This is a genomic window from Paenibacillus silvae (assembly GCF_014639235.1).
In the GTDB taxonomy this organism is placed as follows: domain Bacteria; phylum Bacillota; class Bacilli; order Paenibacillales; family Paenibacillaceae; genus Paenibacillus; species Paenibacillus silvae.
This window is the reverse complement of record NZ_BMFU01000004.1, coordinates 262,309-280,565: the sequence shown is the minus strand read 5'-3', so window position 1 is coordinate 280,565 and position 18,257 is coordinate 262,309. Positions and strand designations below refer to the sequence as shown.

The window sequence follows — 18,257 nt, the reverse complement described above, 5'->3', positions numbered from 1 at the left end:
CATACACCGCCGCTCCACATTAAACGTTCATCCACATTTTATTTCTGATGTTCTGCAATCCATTGATCCAGTTGCTTTTGTTTGCTCGCGATAATATCCTGGGCCCCCGCATCGTTCAAAGCTTTTACGAATTGTGGAATGGTTTTATCCGGATCAAGCACTCCGGTTACGAGCGCAGGCAGATATTGATTGACCACGTTAGTTACGGCGCTCATCTGTGTTTTGACTTCACTTGGATCAAAGATAAAGCCGAAATACGGCGAACGCTCTGTTTCCTTGTTCTCCTTCAGCTTCAGCTCCACATCAGACCAGTTCACACCTTCCAGCTGGTATTGCAGCGATTCCGAACCGACGATGCCCGTGCTCAGCATAGCTGTATAGGGAACGGTCGACGCATCCATGCCATCCGGGAACTTCACGTGGTGCTCATCCACCTTGACATAGTCCTCTCCTTCAATGCCGTAGAGGATCGTATTAATCAACTGCTGATCGGTGTACAGCATATTGAGAAATTTAACCGAGCCCTCAGGAGCTTTCGTCGTGCTGGACACCATCCAGCTCACCAGATTGACCGCACTGGTATCAAAGTAATACGGTACCAAACGTTTCATTTCCAGGTTTTTGCCCGTTTGTGCACTAAGCGCTTTGGCGGCCTCCATGCCGCTGTATCCCCCCAGGAAAGAGAAGCCGCGACCAGAAGCGATCGTATCCGAGAAGGAAATAGACGTTGTAGCCGCATCCTTCTCCAGATAACCTTTTTCAAACCAGTCACGTATCATTTGAGCACCCTGTTTGAACGCCTCTGTATCATAGAAGTTTTGAACCTTCCCGTCGTTGCCTACGACAACACCGATTCCCGTAGTATCTGACAGAAAATCAATCTTGTGCATGCCCTTCAGCGCCAACACCAGATTCGTGTCACTCGGGTTCACATTAACTGGTCCAAAAGGAATGACATCCGGGTGTTTTTGCTTGACCGCTTCGAATACCGCAGGCAGATCATCCAGTGACGAGATTTGATCGGAAGTCATGCCAGCTTCCTTCAGCATGTCGGCATTGTACACAATGTTCGTTGGCAAGGACATGCCTTTATTCACTGGGATGCCGTAGATATGTCCATCCATGGTCGTTGCATCCAGCAGATTTGGGCCAAAATCCTTTTCCAGAATCTGAGTCAGCTCCTTGCCATATTGCGGCAGCAATTCGTCAAGCGGATACAGCTGGTTTTTGGATACATAGTTTGTGAATTGCCCCAGCGTTGTGAAAACATCCATCTGCTCGCCGCTTTGCAATGCAAGATTCACTTTCTGCGCATAATCCGCCGGACCATATAATCTGAAATCAACCTCAACACCAATTTTCGGAACGGTGATTGCATTGATGGCGGCTGTAATTTTACTGATATCATCAGGAATGCGATTGAATGAAGGCATCGCGAATACGACCTTTTCCACCTTCTGCGAGCCGTCCCCCTCTTGTGCAGTTGAAGATGAAGATTCTGCCCCGCATCCTGCCAGCAAGGAACCGCAAAGCACCAATGATAACAGGGAACCCCATAATCTCTTTGTTTTCATCTTGTTTCATGACCTCCTTGTGTCGTGCTTGTATTCGTTTTCATTTTATAAAATTGAGCCCTCAGCGGCTTTAACAAAAACGTTCTGTTTTTTCATAAAAACGGGATGCAGCCGCCTGATGTCTGGAAATAACAAAAACCCTGCTCCGTATGAAGCAGAGTTTATCCTGTATCTGTATACGCTAATTGACCATCTAACACGTTAAACGTCATTATTCCACTGCATATCACGATGTCTGGCTCTGAATGCGTTCGGTGTTTCTCCTGCAAGCTTTTTGAATACGGTAGAAAAATAAGAAATCGTATCATATCCCGTTTCCATTGCAATCTGCCCCACGCTTAATTGACTTTCAATTAACATACGCTTGGCCGATTTAATTCGAACTTCATTCAAATATTCCTTCATCGTCAGCCCTGTCGCTTGTTTGAACATTTTGGCAAGATAGTCCGGGGTTAGAAATACGCTGGCTGCCACCTCTTCACGATTCAGATCTCTGGTGTAATGCTCATCAATATAACGCTTTGCCTTGTCTACAATTCCTTCCGAGCGCTGATTCTGCTTAATCGTTTCGATGGTACGTTCGGTGACAAGATGAGCCCATTTCATAAAATCAAAAATGCTATGCTCGGATTTCACATATAACTGCTGGGCAAGCCGATCGGTAAAAAGCTGGTGAGCCTGTACATGGTTCTGAGCCAAAATGGCATACACCACTTGCATGAAATCCTCGCGTATGACATACAGCATCTCCGCATCCAACCGCTGCTGCGCAGCAAGTTGCTCCAAATCTTTTTTGAGACGGTTCACAATCTGCGCCTTCTCCCGCTCAACAAAGAGGCTTGTGTAATAAACTGTATCCAGATCAAATCGTTGCTGACACTCCCGCTGAAATACCTCTTGCTGCAGGTGGACCTTGCCTCGAAACATGACATTCGAATGGTCCATGCGTTCAAGTTCTGCCTTTGCCCCGCACAATTCGTCAATCGACTGGAGCTCGCTAATATAACAGGTTGCCATACATTTCAAATATTCATTCATTAATTGAATGAGCAGCCGGGCGCGTTCCTCCAGCTGTGTTCGGCTAACGTAGTCCTCATCCATTACCACGGCAACATACAGCATGCTGTTTTTCTGATAGGAAACGATCCGGTCATAATGAAGCCGCAGCAGCATAATCTCCGAGCTGAGATTGGCAAAAGCATAACGGAACGTACTTTCATTCCATCTTTCATCAATTTCGGATAGAAATACACTAATCAGCACCAGCACATAGGATTGCTCTGTTCGAATCGTCAGTTCCCGTTTGAGAATCTCCCCCTGAATCAGGTCCAGCCGCGGGGCAATCGTCGCCATTAATATATCCGTCCAGAAGCCAGCCTCCACCAAACCTTTATTTTTCAGCCATGCCTTGCCAAACTTCTGATACTCCCCCATCTGTCTTCTCCACCTCAAGCCGCCAACAGCCTTCATGACAGCTGCTTCAAGCTTTTCCTGATTCAGAGGTTTGAGCAGATAAGAATCCGCATCGAAGGAGATCGCCGTGGACGCGAAATCAAAGCTTTCGTGACATGTAAAAAAAATAAAAGCACAGTCATACCCCCGCTCCCTGATCCATTGAATCATCTCAATGCCTGAACCTCTGGGCATCTCGATATCACAAATAACGAGATCAGGAACACCCGCGGCAAAGAGCATTTGTGCATCCTGAACACAGTGCGCCTGTGACACGTCCGTAAAACCATAAGAAGGCCAGGGAATAATCTCTCGCAATACCTGAACGGTAGGAATATCATCATCAATCAGCATACATTGCATCTATACTTCCCCCACTTTCATACCTGATGCAGCACTAGAGTTATCCGGGACGGGTATCCATATGTCAATTTTGGCTCCCGCTGCTTCTTCGCCGTTCGACAGCAGCAGCAGATCATCCTGTTTGTACAATAATTGCAGCGTTCTGCGGATGGTTGCAATACCGACATGCTCACCCTCGTGCTTAGTCATCTCCGAAGAAGAGGTTTGCTGAAGCCAGGCTTCCGGGAATCCTTCACCATTGTCCTCGATGACGATGTGAACGTACATCTCCCCGTCTGTCTTCCTCTCCACATGCACCCGGATAAATATAGATAACAGCTCTCCATAAGTTAGAGCATGCTTGAAGCAATTTTCCACAAAGGTCTGAAGCAAAAGCTGCGGAATACGAACTTGACCTGCTTCCGGCTCCAGATCAGTCATATAAAAAATCTGATCCGGGTAGCGTATTTCCTGCATGCGAATATAGTTTTCAACATGATTCATCTCTTCATTAATGCTGACAAGCATCTGCTCAGCCCGGAACATATAACGAAGATGACGGGACAGCATCTGAATCATACGCCTGATCTCTTCATTCCGATGTTGATAAGTCAGACTGGAGATGGTGGAGATTGCATTGAGATAAAAATGAGGTCTGATCTGCATCTGTAACACCTTCAGCTCTGCACGGCTCTTCTCGATCTTCTCTTCATAACTTTGAATCTTCAGACGTGTAATCTCATGTACCATGGATTGAAAGGCATGAAACAGCTTCATGAATTCAACAGAGTACGCTCTGGAGGGCGGCGGGAAGGCTGGCTGGCCTTTTTCTACCTCTTTTGCAGCCTTCACCAATTCCAGAATCGGACGCAGCATCTCTTTTGCGATAAATCGCATGACCAAGGGTACGACAATAATCGAAACAGCCCCAAGACCGATGATCAGCCACTGAATAAGCTTCAGTCCGGAAAACATACTTTGTTTCATCACAATATTGGTGATTTGCCCGAATTCGGCAATGGGCCTGCTCACAAAAAGATAACGATTGCCCAGCTCCTGCTTGGTCATGTCGAGATTCTTTTTTGCCAAGCTTGCCTGACTGGACATCGGTGTGAGAATGCGTCCATCCTGATCGCTGAGTACAAACTGACTGGCAGGTTCTGCTTCACGACTGGTTAAAGAGATCAAGTGATCTGCCTGGACAAACGTGCCGAAGCTCACCTCACCGTATGAAATCCATTTGAACAGATAATAAACGTGATTCACCTCTACCACGCTCCACTGCCCCTCCTGATTCCCCTGTACCTGCATTTCTGTCCAGTTTTGATGCTTCAATTCATCCGCCAGAGCCAGCTTGTTCGAAGAGTTGATCCGATTGCCGAATAAGGTGAGCACTCTCTCGTCCCGGGCAATCTGAATGAACATGCCGTCACTGGCATAATTATTCGACATCTTGGACTTCAGCGCATTGATCAGTCTTAATTCTTTGAAATAATCTCCCGTATGACCGGAAGAAGCGTATTGTTCCCCGTAATCTCTGGCAAAATCAGCTTGATTTTCAAATACCTCCATCAGATCCTTGGCATAGATATCCAGATTGTTATGAATCGATTCCGTATAAATGGCCAGCGTATGCTCTGAATTGCTGACGATATTTTTCTGTACCACCTGAAGGGAATAGATGTTGCTCAGAAGAAGCGCAGCAAAGAGAATAACCAAAATAACCGTGATCTGGGTGTACAATCTGAATACAATGCTTCGGCTACGGAATGAATGTTTTCTCTGCATGCGTTCCCTCTTCTCTTATCTCTTATCTCTTATCTCTCACTCTTAACGCCTAACTCTCACCTGCATTATTCACTTTGCAATAATCAGACAGCCCCTGAACAGTCGATGCATAACGCACGACCCTCAGAGGCTTGTCATAATGTATAGTTTCAGCTACCTTTTATTGTTCTGATGGTTCGTTTGATGCCAACCAGTCCAGCGCAAGTGTAATGTAGTCGTTCCAGAAATCCCAATTGTGCACGCCTGCACTCTCTGTATAGGTCACAGGAACATGCTCACGCAGCAGGAAATCCCGAAACCGCTGATTGACATCCAGCAAAAAGTCCTCCGTGCCGCAGGCCATATAAATATTGGGGATCAGCGCTCCGCTTTCCTTTAACTGCATCACCAATGCTTCCGGGTCTTTATCACTGCCTTCCAGCTTGCTCAGATCACCGAAAACCCGGGTAAAATATTTATAATCTGCTATGCCGTCAGAATAACCAGGCTCTGCATTTGCAATTTTGTAAGGCAGGATGGCTGAGGATAAAGCGATGATTCCGCCGAAATGCTCCGCATACTTCAGACCGTTTCGAATCGCACCGTATCCCCCCATTGACAAACCTCCAATAAAGGTATGCTCACGCCGGGTGGAGAGAGGAAATAGTTCACGTGTGAATGCCACTAATTCCTGGCCTACATACTGTCCGTACAGCTCACCCTTATCTTCATCGTCGACATAAAAATGATTTTCACCAGCCGGCATAAATACCGCGATCCGGTATCGGTCTGCTAGCTCACGAATGCGTGTGAAGGTGATCCAGTCCCACTGATTGCCAGAGTATCCGTTCAACAGATATAACGACTTCAAAGGCTGTTGCTGTATTGCCGTCTCCGACTGGCCCGGAATGACGGGCAGGTCTACGGGCAAGAGAGCGTTAAACGACACCTCTCTACGCATGCTTTTTGAGAAAAAGTTTACCTGGACAGTAGCCATATTCGCAACCCCCTGATTATGGATAATAATCGAACTAAAGACGGTTTACACGGACACTACGATGATAGAACAACCCGATTTCAACCTACATGATTAGACAATATATTCGACAAGCTGACCTGAATCATCTGTATAGTGCACGATCGATTGATAAGTTCCGAGATCAACGGTCAACCGGCACTGCGCATCTTCCTGCTTCCAGCCTAGACAGACCTGGTCATCCGAAGATTCCAGTACACTGAATTCTCCTTGAAACGCCTGATGTGTGTTGCGGAAGCGGATCAGCTTCATCAGACGCTGCACAACCTCTTTATCCAGCTGCGACCTGATGTCCTCCAGCGTATAATTCTGACGATTAATCTCGCGGCCTTCCCCCGTCTCAGCTACACGCGCCAGATCATTCTCCCCGGCGAACAACCCGACATAATAGACCTGAGGAATACCCGGCACAAAAAATTGAATCGCTCGTGCAGCCAGATATGCATCATCATCGTCGTTCAAGGCACTGTAATACGTGCACCGAATCTGGTGAACATTGAAGCCATCCTCTGATTTGTGTTGATCCGACAAAATGAGGCTGAGGTTGGCTCCCCGCTCCAGACAGACATCTACCAGCCTCTGTGCCTCCTCTGTACGGATAAGTCCGTCCAGATCAGGTTTGACCGGGATGCCATCATGACAATCCAGCATGGTGAATTGATTGGCGGGTCTGTTCTGGAGATATTGACACAGCTCCCGGCCGGAACGATTGATTAACGTCTCCAGCACCCGGTATGGCAGAATAAAATCATAAATCCAGCAGCCATATGCTGCGAGCTTGTACTGAATGCTGTAATGGGCATGTACTTCCGGCAGCAATTCAATCTCCAGTTCATCGGCGAGCGCCTTCACCCAGTCAAGGAACAGATAAATATCCGGTTCTACGAAGAAACAGCTCGTGCCTAATTTTTTTATAACATAACCGACAGCATCCAGTCTGACAATTTTGACATTGTTTTTTTTGAAATTTTCAAAAAAGGATCGCAGCAGCTGCTGTGTAATGGCTGCCCGTATATCCAGATCAATCTGCTCCGAGGGCGTCGTTTTGCCAAAGGTCGTCCAGACCTTCTCTTCCTGGCCCGTTTCTTTGATCTCAAAGATGGAATAAGGCACTTCCCGGCGTAAAAACATCTGATCGATATCTGCCTGAACCGGATTTCCGTCTTTCCATACCTTGTCCAGTGTCAGGAACAGATCGGCATACTCGGACGCCCTGCCTTTCAGAAGGAAATCCTGAAAATAAGGAGACTGCTGTGAAATATGATTCACCATCAGATCAACCAATACATCCGTATGCTCACCAATAGAGCGAATGTCTTCCCACGTTCCAAAGGCCGGATCAATCTCCAGATAGGTTAGCGGGGCAAAGCCACGGTCTCCTGATGAAGGGAAGGGTGGCAGAATGTGCACTCCCCCGGTAAACAGACCCGAAAGTTCAGTCTGGAGCAGCTGGTTCAGTGTACTTAAATTGCCGCCAAGCGAATCCGGATAGGTAATTAATTGAACCTGGTTTTTAAGCAATGTGTCCACCCTTTCCCATGCCGTACTGTTCTCGAATATACTCCAGAGCTGGCAGCTCTACGATTGCACCCGGATATTTCAATTTGTACGCACTCACGGCAAAACCTGATTTTAACGCTTCACGAAGAGAATATCCCTTGACGAGCGCGGTATAAAAACCGGACCAGAACGCATCCCCTGCCCCGGTAGTATCCACAACCTCTGTTGCACACGTCTCAAATTTTACCGTCTCTGCACCATTGGAAACCAGGGCACCTTCTTCTCCCAACGTCAAAATAACCAGCCGTGCTCCCAGATCCAAAAAGCGCTGTAAATGCTGCTCAGTAGATGCCTCACCAAACAATCGATCCGCATCATCCTTGGACGGTTTGATGACATCCACCTGCGGGATGATCGACTGTACATATGCAGCACCATCTTCCCCGGGTTGCCAGATCATCTTGTGGAAATTAGGATCAAAACCAATCAGTACATGATGTTTCCTTGCCTCGGCAATAATCTGTTCAATGGTTGCTCTGGCGGGCTGCCTGGATAGAGGCCAGCACGAAAAGTGAACGATGGAGGAATCACGCAGCCATTTTGTAAGTGCCTCATCCACGGTCAGTTGAAAATCGGCCGCCCGATAGAAAATGGGGATCGGTGTAGATTTGCTTTTGCTAACGACAACCATGCTTGTTGCTTCACCCACTCGTTTAATGCCATCCGTATCCATACCCGCTTGCTGCAAACGGCTCAGTAGAAAGGTGCCAAATCCATCCTCTCCAACTGCTGAAGCGATACGTGAACGAATCCCGAGCCGCTTGACATTAATAGCAATGTTGGAAGGCGCTCCTCCAAAAAAGCGGGTGTACCCGTCTGATCCAGCGTGATCACCATATTCATTGGATATCATATCAACCAACAGTTCTCCGATGGCCAAGAGATCGTTGGATCGTCTCTCCAGCTTTATGCTTTCATCCAGCCCAAACATCCTGTTTCCTCCCCGAATCCTTCACGGTATTCATTCAAAGGTTATCATTTGACAATGACAACTTTATTGTAGGGCTATGTCCTGTCCGATACTTTCAGTAAAACGTTTTGTTTTTTCAAAAATCAGCGGTTGTCTATATTTTGAATTGGAGACTTCAAAGCTTGAGCCAGACGTCCAATATATTCGTTTCGTATGCGCTTACTGCTGTCCGCTTCGGGAGCAACATGTTCTGACGCATGATAACAGCCGGGATAGAGATGAAACTCCACCTGAACACCTGCTCTGGCCAGACGGGCAACGTAATCCAGAATCTCGTCCCGAAAAAGGTCCAGCTCACCAACGCAAATGTAAGCAGGAGGAAGACCTGTGAGATCCGCAGCAAGGCTTGGAGAAGCATACACAGGAATATCCGCTTTCATGTCCTGACCGAGATACATCTCCCATGCCGCCAGATTATGAGCCCGGTTCCATACCGAAGGATGTGTGATTTCATAGCTCGACGAAGTGACGTTCCGATGATCCAGCATCGGATAGAGAGGCATCTGGAAGCATAATTCCGGTCCTCGGCGATCCCGCGTCAAAAGGGCAAGCGCCGCGGCCAGTCCTCCCCCTGCACTGGCTCCTCCGACAGCAATTCGGCTCCGGTCGATTCCTCTTGCTTCGGCCTCGGTGGATATCCACTCCAGCGTCGCATAACAGTCCTCAAGTCCCGCAGGATAAGGATGCTCGGGCGCTAGCCGATAATTCGGCGAGATGACGATGCAATCTGCACGGGTCGCAAAATCAGCGCAGAGCTGATCATCCCCCTCGGGGCTGCCGAGTATCATTCCACCGCCATGAATCCAAAGCAGCGCCGGTCTTTCTGTAATTTTTATTGTGGGCTCTGTATATACCGGGGTATATATGCGGAGCTGAAGCTCATCTCCGTGCCCTCCTCGGATATATACGTCCTCAATCTCTACAGCATCAGATACCTGAACAGCAGGTGCCGCATCGAGCCGCGCTTTCATCAGATCCTCCGGTAGCTGAATAACCGTAAGCCCAAGCAGACCCGCCCGCAGTTCTGGAACAACTCTATTGATAAAATCCATTTCTGTATCCTCCTGACGTATAATTATATGTCAACCGGTTGACATATACACTGCACAGAAGGTGTGCTTTCTGCAAAGCACCCCTCTTATGTTGTCTCACGTTCTACCAGCTGCACCGGAAACAGGTTTGTACCCGAAATTTCTTCTCCTTTAATTTGTTTGACCACAAGCTCGATAATTCGTTCAGCCATCGCCTGAATCGGCTGACTTACACTGCTCAAGCGTGGGCTAAGCAGCGATGCTATCTTGACATCATCATAGCCGATAATTCGCATATCCTCAGGTACACGCTTCCCTGCCTGTCGGGAGGCCTGCAAAGCTTCCGCAGCAATAACATCACTGCTTGCAAAAATGCCATCCACGGCTGGATGCTCCTCCAGAAAACGCATGATTTCTTCCTGAATCTCCTGCTCCTCCTTGGCGGCAGCATCGAGCTGCAGATGAATAGGTTCAATTCCCGCGCTGCGCATCACTTCTTCATAGCCCTGAGCCCTCCCGTTAGCGAGTAAAGCTACATGGTGCGGGCCACCAATGCCTCGATAGAGAAAAGCCGGCTGTTTACAATTCTTCTCTAGCAGCAGCTGCGTAGCCAGCCTGCCCCCCATCTCGTTATCCGAGGAAACGACAGGAATATCGTCTGCCACTTCACGATCCAGTGAAACGATAGGCAAATTCAGATTGAGATAATGCTCCACTTCAAGTAAAGAGCTGCCTGTAATAATGGCGTCGACCTTGTTTTTCTTCAGCATATCCATATATTTGCTCTCTTTGCGAACATCCCGATTGGAATTGCATAAGAGCAGCTTATATCCCGCTTTATCCGCATAATACTCCAAATGATAGGTCATTTCACTGAAAAAAGGATGAGACACATCGGGAATAATCAAACCGATCATATTGGATTTTCTGCGAAATAACGCCCGGGCCATCTCGTTAGGCTGATAATCAAGTTCCTTCATCACACGGTAAACCTTTTCGCGAGTTTCTTCGCTAATATAACCTCGGTTGTTCAATACACGGGACACGGTTGTGACCGACACTCCCGCTTGCCTGGCAACATCATCAATCTTGGGCATAACGATTAACCACCTTGCTTTTTTTAATCCATTATAAGCTTAAATCTCATGTATTTCACTCCAGGCCACCCCGACCCTACTTCAGAGCTCCCTCTGTGATCCCCTTGATAATCTGCTTTTGCAAAAGCAAATACATGATTAATACCGGGATAATGGTCATAATTAGTCCAGCCATAAGCGGTGCATAATCCACCGAGTAGGACGAGAAGAAGTTGTAGGTCGAGAGCGGCAGCGTTTTGTGTTCCGGGGATAACAGCACCAGACTTGGCAGCAGGTAGTCATTCCAGATCCACAGGACGTCAAGCACAATCAAGGTAACAAAAACAGGTCTTAGCAGAGGCAACACAATCTGAAAGAATGTACGCATCCGGGAGCTACCCTCGATAAATGCCGATTCCTCAAGCTCAAACGGGATGCCCTTGATGAAGCCATGGAATGTAAATACACCGAACGGAACACCAAAGCCAAGGTACATAAAAAGCAATGTCAGCTTGGAATCAAGCAAGCTCATGTTGCCATACAGCATCACTAGCGGAATCATTAATACCTGAAACGGCAGTGCCAGCGAAGCCAGCATCGCATAGAAAAAAATGCTGTTGATGCGCCATTTGAAGCGTACAAACAAATATCCAGTCATCGAGGAAAAAAACAGTATTAACACCACTGAACCAACAGTAATCAGCAGCGAGTTCAGGAACCCGTCCAGAAAATTCATATTGTCGAATGCACTAACATAGTTGTTCAATTGAAAGCCCGTTGGCAAGGATAACGGATTCTCTACAAATTGCTGGGTGGACTTGAACGAGTTCATAATGATCAGCAAAAACGGTGTTAAAAATACAAATAACAATACATACAACAATATTTTCTTCAGTGACGGAAGGAATGCACGATTGGTCATCAGGATTCAACCTCCAGTCTCTTCAGCAGATACGATTGTGTCAGCGCAATAATTGCCACTACCGCAAACAGCACCACAGCCTCTGCCTGACCAACCCCGTATTGGTTGGACAAAAACGCCTTCTGCACGATATGATACGTCGCCAGCTCCGTGGAGTTAAAGGGGCCGCCTTTGGTAAGCGCAAGGTTGATATCATAGGTAAGAAAGGAACGTGAAATCGAAATAAACACACAAATGACGATCGCCGGAATGGTCAGCGGCAGCATAATGCGGCGGATTGTTGCCATACGGCTCGCCCCGTCAATGCTGGCGGCTTCCAGTACATCATTCGGGACCCCGGCAAAGCCCGCAATATAAATAATCATCAAATAACCAATAAGCTGCCATGAAGTTGTGATAACCAGTGCCCAGAAGGCTGTATCCGTGTTCGTTAGCCAGGAGGTTTCGAACCAGGACCAGCCGTACTTTTCACCCAGATAAGGCAGTACCTGCGAGAATAATGTTTGCCACAAATACCCGAGAATAATACCGCCAATCAGATTCGGTGTGAAAAAACCTGTACGCAGCCATTGCTCTCCTCTTCCGCCGCCTGTCAGCGCCAGCGCGATAAAAAAAGCGACCGCATTGGCAATAATGACGGTGAAAAACACATACTTGAGCGTGAACCATAACTGAGTCCAGAACACGGTATCCTGCCAAACCGCAATATAATTCGATAAGCCGATAAAGCTGTTATCTCCTGTACGAACATCCCAATTCGTAAACGTAAGATATAGTCCGACGATAAACGGGATCACAACCACTGCGAGAAAAGCGATAACGGAAGGACCTCCAAACAGCAGGAAGGTTCCCGCATTTCGCAATCGTATTTTTCTATCCATGTTGACCTCCTGTGCATCCCTTGGCTATGTCTTGATGAAGGAAGGATGTGCCCCTCGAACCGGGTGCACATCCTCTTTCCAGCGGGTTAATGGTTTATTTTCCTGCCTGGCTGGCCCAATACGCCTGCACTTCATCTGTCAATCCTTTACGATCAATTACACCGGCAAGATATTTCTGCATGGACGCACCTGTTTTCGCCCAATAATCCTGCGGAAGATAGTTAATCACACTGATATTCACCACTTTACCTTGATCTACAAAACTGCCCACTGCTTCGGATAAAATGTTGCTGCTTTTCACTTTGACATCTTTGTAAGGTAAAGCCAGGCCCATCTGCGCTACAATCGCATCCTGCCCTTCATCACTAGTGACCATCCACTGAATGAACTCTTTGGCTGCAGCCTGCTGCGCCTCGGTGGAACCAGAGTTATCAATCGCAAACAGCTTTGGTTCGCTGTAGGCCACTTGTGTATTGCCGTAATCCTCCGGGTTGTTGCTAATTGGCACCGGCACAATACCGAATTCCTTGTCGCGTCCTTCCAGATTGCCAATAACAGCCCAAGTCCAGTCACCCATGAAATAAAAAGCGGCCTCGCCTTTGGCAAAATCGGTGCTGTCTTTAGTGTAATCTGCCACCAGCGGGTCTTTGCTGCGTGCATTATATTTTTTCATCAGATCAAAGGTATCCATCAATCCGTTATAAGCAGCATTGTCTGCAAGCTTCGCTGTTCCATTCTCAAGGTCCTTTACGAATTTGCGATTGTCTTCCACATTGCTGGATTGCAGGGAATACGTCAGTCCCAGATAATGAGCTCCGAGTGACCAGTCTGCACCATGAAGCATAACCGGTGCTTTACCTGCGGCCACTACCTTTTTGAATACAGCCTCCAGATCGTCACGGGTTTTGATACTGGCTGGATCAAAGGAACCACCCAATGCCTCTTCCACTACACGTTTGTTATACAAAAGTCCGTACCCCTGTGCTGTCCACGGGATGCCGAGAAATTGACCGTCCAGCAGTGCTCCATCCACCGCTCCTGGTTTGGTCAACCCTTCATATGTTGCCTTTTCGGAATCCAGATTGAGGAATTTATCTTTATATTGCAAAATAGTGCCTGCATCCAGATTCGCAATCGTTGCCGGATTGCCTGATGCAAGCAAGGATTGGAACTTCTCCAGCTGCGCTCCACCAATCGGGGTTGGAATCAGCTCAATGGTCACATTCGGATGCTGCTCATGATACGTTTTAAACAGCTTCTCAAACACACCGTTGACTTCAGCAGAGGTGTTAAAAAAGGTCAGTTTGACCTCCTTGGAAGACTCATCTGCCTCCTTGCCTGAACCCTGAGATGAAGATTCTGTTGTCTTGCCTTGTGAACAGGCTGTGATAATCAACATCATTAACAATACGCCAACAAACGGTACCCATTTCTTTTTCATGTCTCAACTTCCCCCCTGGTGTTTGTTATGAATGCGCATACATTTCGAATGCAGCTTTATCATAAGCGGTCTTAATATGATATGTCAACCGGTTGACATATGTCTGATCATATTTATTTTGTCGATTTTACACTTCTACGTCTCTTCTACTACAAAAAAAGTGAAAATTTTACATAGAACTGCAATTTGCAGGGTATTTTTCATCGTCATTATATGGTAAAATTTTCAAATCAACACCAACATTACGAGTTACACTATGGAGAGGAAGTGATTGTGAAGACTTATATTGCTGCCAAGCAAGCATTCGGATGTTTTTCTTGATCAGCTTTTGAAGTAACAATCAATTTGAGGAGGGTAAAGAATGAAAATGAGATTGAAATTAAAAAAATCTGCCAATCTTTTATTGGCCTGCTTGACCGCACTGCCGCTTATGTTAACACCTACCAACGTGTCAGCAGCAAGTGATGCCAACATCAATCTGGCCTCTGAAAAGCAGCTCATTAAAGGTTTTGGCGGTATCAACCATCCAGCATGGATTGGTGACCTTACTGCGGCACAACGTGAAACCGCTTTCGGGAATGATCAGAACCAGTTAGGCTTCTCGGTACTCCGAATCTACGTCGATCCCGATAGAAATAACTGGTCTCGGGAAGTCGCCACGGCGAAACGTGCCATTGAAAAAGGGGCTATTGTATTCGCCTCCCCATGGAACCCTCCGAGTGACATGGTTGAAACCTTTAACCGCAACGGAGATACTAATGCCAAGCGCCTGAAATACGACAAATATGCCGCATATGCCCAGCATTTGAACGACTTTGTAACTTATATGAAAAATAATGGTGTAAATCTATATGCCATCTCGGTACAAAATGAGCCAGATTACGCTCATGACTGGACTTGGTGGACACCACAAGAAATGCTGCGCTTCATGAAGGAAAACGCGGGGTCCATTAATAATACCAAGGTTATGGCTCCAGAGTCCTTCCAGTATCTCAAAAATATGTCTGATCCGATCTTGAATGATCCGCAGGCTCTTGCCAATATGGACATTCTCGGAGCACATACCTACGGAACCCAGATCAAGGATTTTGCATACCCGCTCTTCAAACAAAAAGGGGCCGGCAAGGAGCTTTGGATGACAGAAGTGTATTACCCTAACAGTGACAACAATTCCGCAGACCGCTGGCCAGAGGCTCTGGACGTATCGTACCACATGCATAGCGCTATGGTGGAAGGCGATTTCCAAGCTTATGTATGGTGGTATATCCGCAGACAATACGGACCGATGAAGGAAGATGGCACGATCAGTAAACGTGGTTACAATATGGCCCATTTCTCCAAATTTGTTCGTCCAGGCTATGTTCGTGTAGATGCAACCAAAAACCCGGATACCAACACTTACGTTTCGGCTTATAAGGGAGATAACAAAGTAGTTATCGTAGCAATTAACCGTGGTACTTCGGCAACCAGCCAGCGGTTTGTGCTGCAAAATGGCAATGCCTCCACTGTATCCTCGTATGTGACGGACAGCAGCCGTAATCTGGCAAGTCTTGCACCTATTAATGTTTCCAATGGCGCGTTCACAGCTCAGCTTCCTGCACAGAGTGTAACTACATTTGTTGCTAATCTCTCTGGTGGCAATGGAGGCGGGAATGTGGGCACTGGCACCACATATGAAGCCGAGACGGGAACAACGTTGACAGATGCAGTCATCGAAACACTTTACCCGGGATTTACGGGATCAGGATATGTGAACTTTAACGCGTATACAGGCTCGGCCATTCAATGGAATAACATCAACAATACGGTAACAGGTACCAAAAACGTAAAGTTCCGTTACGCCCAGGAGAGTGGCACTCGTAATCTGGACATCTACGTAAATGGCACCAAAGTGCTTAGCAATGAACCCTTCACTGCAACAGGAAGCTGGTCCACCTGGAGTGAGAAAACCATTCAGGTTCCTATGAATGCGGGTGTAAATACCCTTCGAATCGTTACCACAGGTACTGAAGGACCGAATATTGATAATATTACAGTAACGGCTGCCTCCTAAATACAGCAATCATTCTTTATTTTACTGTGTTGTTTAGGACAAGTCTGATAACCCGCATTGGATTCTCCCTTTTTAATCAAGGCAATAATTAGCCAAGCCCCGTGTTCAGCAGGTACTACATACCAATTAGCTGATGCACGGGGTTATTTATCACATACCAACTTTTTTTAAGGAGGATAAAACTTAATGTACAGATTATGTGGAATCACGCTTCTTGTCATTGCATTAATTCTAAGTTGTGTGCCCATAAATCAGGCCTCTGCTGCAAGCTCCGCCATCGCCAAACAGATCGGAAATGCAAATCCGCTAATCGATCATCATCTCGGAGCCGATCCTTTTGCCTTAACCTATAACGGACGTGTCTATCTCTACATGTCCAGTGACAATTATGAGTACAACAGCGATGGCTCCATCAAGGATAACACTTTTGCCAATTTGAAAAGCGTATTTGTTATCTCGTCTGCCGACATGGTGAACTGGACAGATCACGGAGCTATTCCCGTTGCCGGTGCGAACGGAGCAAACGGTGGACAAGGGATAGCCAAATGGGCAGGCGCATCCTGGGCCCCCGCAGCTGCAGTCAAAAATATCAATGGCAAAGACAAGTTTTTCCTTTACTTTGCTAACGGTACTGGCGGTATCGGTGTTCTAACGGCAGATAGTCCTGTTGGGCCGTGGACAGATCCAATTGGCAAAGCCCTTTTAACAACGAATACCCCGGGCATGGCAGGCGTGGTTTGGCTTTTCGACCCTGCTGTTTTTGTGGACGACGATGGGACAGGATATTTGTATGCAGGCGGTGGAATTCCCGGCGGCTCGAACCCCACTCAGGAGCAGCGAGCCAATCCCAAAACAGCCCGGGTTATCAAACTCGGTGCCGATATGACCAGTGTAGTTGGCAGCGCATCAACAATTGATGCTCCCTTTATTCTGGAGGACTCGGGCATTCATAAATACAATGGTAAGTATTATTACTCCTATTGTATTAACTTTGGCGGCGTACACCCATCCAACATTCCCCCAGGCGAAATTGGATATATGGTAAGCTCCAGCCCCATGGGCCCCTTTACATACGAAGGCCATTTTCTGAAAAACCCGGGGGTATTCTTTGGTGCAGGCGGCAACCACCACCATTCGGTGTTTCAATTCAATAATGAATGGTACGTCGTGTATCACGCTCAAACCGTTAGTCTGGCTCTATATGGTTCAGAAAAGGGTTATCGCTCACCGCATATTAACAAATTGCAGCACAATACCAACGGTACAATCCAGGAAGTAACTGCGAATTATGCTGGAGTTCCCCAGGTATCCAATCTGAATCCATATAACCGTGTCGAAGCAGAGACCTTTGCCTGGAATGGCGGGATTCAGACGGAAAATTCGAATGCACCTGGCGGTCCAATAAACAATCAGCAGGTAACCCAGATACACAATGGAGATTGGGTCGCGGTAAGTAAAGCAGATTTTGGTTCCGGCGGAGCTCAGACTTTTAAAGCCCATGTTGCTTCTGCATCCGGCGGAGGAAAAATCGAGATTCGTCTGGATAGTGTCTCCGGTCCTCTCGCTGGCACTCTGAATGTCCCTACTACTGGCGGTTCACAGAACTGGCTGGAAGTCGAAACCGCCGTTACCGGGGCAACAGGGGTCCGAAATGTCTTTCTAGTCTTTACTGGCAGCGGATCAGGTCAACTTTTCAACTTCGATTACTGGCAGTTTTCTAACACTTCTTCGTCTCCGGGCACAGGCACAACCTATGAAGCCGAGAGCAGCACTCAGTTGACAAATGCAGTTATCGAAACCATCTACCCCGGTTATACAGGTACCGGATATGTAAATTTTAACGCTTTAACAGGCTCATCCATTGAATGGAATAACATCAATAACATGACGACTGGCACCAAAAACGTAAAGTTTCGTTACGCATTGGAAAGCGGCACACGCACTCTCGACATTTATGTAAACGGTACCAAAATACTCAGCAATGAACCCTTCAGTGCAACAGGCAGCTGGTCGACATGGGGTGAGAAAATCGTTCAAGTCCCTATGAACTCAGGGATGAACACCCTTCGAATTGTCACAACAGGGACAGAGGGACCGAATATGGATAACATTACAGTGACGGCCTCCTTTTAAATGCCACCGTTTGCTACAT

The 18,257-nt window shown here is 47.1% G+C and carries 13 protein-coding genes; 2 read left to right on the top strand and 11 right to left on the bottom strand.

The features are described 5' to 3' along the window. Positions 1-38 precede the first annotated feature (38 nt). From IEW26_RS15635 to IEW26_RS15585, 11 genes are all read right to left on the bottom strand, one after another. Positions 39-1,574, bottom strand: coding sequence for an ABC transporter substrate-binding protein (locus IEW26_RS15635; protein WP_188593052.1), 1,536 nt, complete (start codon positions 1,572-1,574; stop codon positions 39-41). A 201-nt stretch (positions 1,575-1,775) separates the two neighbouring features. Next, positions 1,776-3,389 (bottom strand): helix-turn-helix domain-containing protein, encoded by a 1,614-nt coding sequence (locus IEW26_RS15630; RefSeq protein ID WP_145402869.1) that lies wholly within the window; start codon positions 3,387-3,389, stop codon positions 1,776-1,778. Further along, positions 3,390-5,156 (bottom strand): sensor histidine kinase, encoded by a 1,767-nt coding sequence (locus IEW26_RS15625; RefSeq protein WP_229729881.1) that lies wholly within the window; start codon positions 5,154-5,156, stop codon positions 3,390-3,392. A gap of 160 nt (positions 5,157-5,316) precedes the next feature. Next, on the bottom strand, positions 5,317-6,132 hold the full coding sequence (locus IEW26_RS15620) for an alpha/beta hydrolase (RefSeq protein WP_188593051.1): 816 nt from the start codon (positions 6,130-6,132) through the stop codon (positions 5,317-5,319). A gap of 93 nt (positions 6,133-6,225) precedes the next feature. Further along, a complete protein-coding gene (gene gtfA / locus IEW26_RS15615) occupies positions 6,226-7,692 on the bottom strand; it encodes a sucrose phosphorylase (protein WP_188593050.1) in 1,467 nt (488 codons plus the stop codon). Next, on the bottom strand, positions 7,685-8,662 hold the full coding sequence (locus tag IEW26_RS15610) for a carbohydrate kinase family protein (RefSeq protein ID WP_188593049.1): 978 nt from the start codon (positions 8,660-8,662) through the stop codon (positions 7,685-7,687). The genes gtfA and IEW26_RS15610 overlap by 8 nt, the downstream gene beginning before the upstream one ends. Positions 8,663-8,784: 122 nt before the next feature. Beyond that, on the bottom strand, positions 8,785-9,753 hold the full coding sequence (locus IEW26_RS15605) for an alpha/beta hydrolase (protein WP_188593048.1): 969 nt from the start codon (positions 9,751-9,753) through the stop codon (positions 8,785-8,787). Positions 9,754-9,839: 86 nt separating this feature from the next. Continuing rightward, positions 9,840-10,829, bottom strand: coding sequence for a LacI family DNA-binding transcriptional regulator (locus IEW26_RS15600; protein ID WP_188593047.1), 990 nt, complete (start codon positions 10,827-10,829; stop codon positions 9,840-9,842). 76 nt (positions 10,830-10,905) lie between these two features. Next, complete coding sequence (locus IEW26_RS15595; protein ID WP_111269884.1) at positions 10,906-11,730, bottom strand: carbohydrate ABC transporter permease; 825 nt, start codon at positions 11,728-11,730, stop codon at positions 10,906-10,908. Next, entirely contained in the window at positions 11,730-12,611 is an 882-nt protein-coding gene (locus IEW26_RS15590) for a carbohydrate ABC transporter permease (protein WP_145402874.1), read from the bottom strand. Before IEW26_RS15590 ends, IEW26_RS15595 begins: the two co-directional genes overlap by 1 nt. A 94-nt stretch (positions 12,612-12,705) precedes the next feature. Then, positions 12,706-14,052 (bottom strand): ABC transporter substrate-binding protein, encoded by a 1,347-nt coding sequence (locus tag IEW26_RS15585; protein ID WP_188593046.1) that lies wholly within the window; start codon positions 14,050-14,052, stop codon positions 12,706-12,708. Positions 14,053-14,413: 361 nt separating this feature from the next. Between IEW26_RS15585 and xynC the strand changes: the two genes are divergently transcribed. Continuing rightward, on the top strand, positions 14,414-16,105 hold the full coding sequence (gene xynC, locus IEW26_RS15580; RefSeq protein ID WP_308423483.1) for a glucuronoarabinoxylan endo-1,4-beta-xylanase XynC: 1,692 nt from the start codon (positions 14,414-14,416) through the stop codon (positions 16,103-16,105). Between the two features lie 186 nt (positions 16,106-16,291). Further along, positions 16,292-18,238, top strand: coding sequence for a carbohydrate-binding protein (locus tag IEW26_RS15575; RefSeq protein ID WP_188593045.1), 1,947 nt, complete (start codon positions 16,292-16,294; stop codon positions 18,236-18,238). Positions 18,239-18,257: the final 19 nt, after the last annotated feature.

Excerpts from the sequence above, each read along its gene's own strand:
- IEW26_RS15590 (WP_145402874.1), bottom strand. The coding sequence starts at position 12,611 with ATGGATAGAAAAATACGATTGCGAAATGCGGGAACCTTCCTGCTGTTT.
- IEW26_RS15635 (WP_188593052.1), bottom strand. The coding sequence starts at position 1,574 with ATGAAAACAAAGAGATTATGGGGTTCCCTGTTATCATTGGTGCTTTGC.
- IEW26_RS15620 (WP_188593051.1), bottom strand. The coding sequence starts at position 6,132 with ATGGCTACTGTCCAGGTAAACTTTTTCTCAAAAAGCATGCGTAGAGAG.
- IEW26_RS15595 (WP_111269884.1), bottom strand. The coding sequence starts at position 11,730 with ATGACCAATCGTGCATTCCTTCCGTCACTGAAGAAAATATTGTTGTAT.
- IEW26_RS15585 (WP_188593046.1), bottom strand. The coding sequence starts at position 14,052 with ATGAAAAAGAAATGGGTACCGTTTGTTGGCGTATTGTTAATGATGTTG.
- IEW26_RS15600 (WP_188593047.1), bottom strand. The coding sequence starts at position 10,829 with ATGCCCAAGATTGATGATGTTGCCAGGCAAGCGGGAGTGTCGGTCACA.
- IEW26_RS15575 (WP_188593045.1), top strand. The coding sequence starts at position 16,292 with ATGTACAGATTATGTGGAATCACGCTTCTTGTCATTGCATTAATTCTA.
- IEW26_RS15605 (WP_188593048.1), bottom strand. The coding sequence starts at position 9,753 with ATGGATTTTATCAATAGAGTTGTTCCAGAACTGCGGGCGGGTCTGCTT.
- IEW26_RS15630 (WP_145402869.1), bottom strand. The coding sequence starts at position 3,389 with ATGCAATGTATGCTGATTGATGATGATATTCCTACCGTTCAGGTATTG.
- xynC (WP_308423483.1), top strand. The coding sequence starts at position 14,414 with ATGAAAATGAGATTGAAATTAAAAAAATCTGCCAATCTTTTATTGGCC.
- IEW26_RS15610 (WP_188593049.1), bottom strand. The coding sequence starts at position 8,662 with ATGTTTGGGCTGGATGAAAGCATAAAGCTGGAGAGACGATCCAACGAT.
- IEW26_RS15625 (WP_229729881.1), bottom strand. The coding sequence starts at position 5,156 with ATGCAGAGAAAACATTCATTCCGTAGCCGAAGCATTGTATTCAGATTG.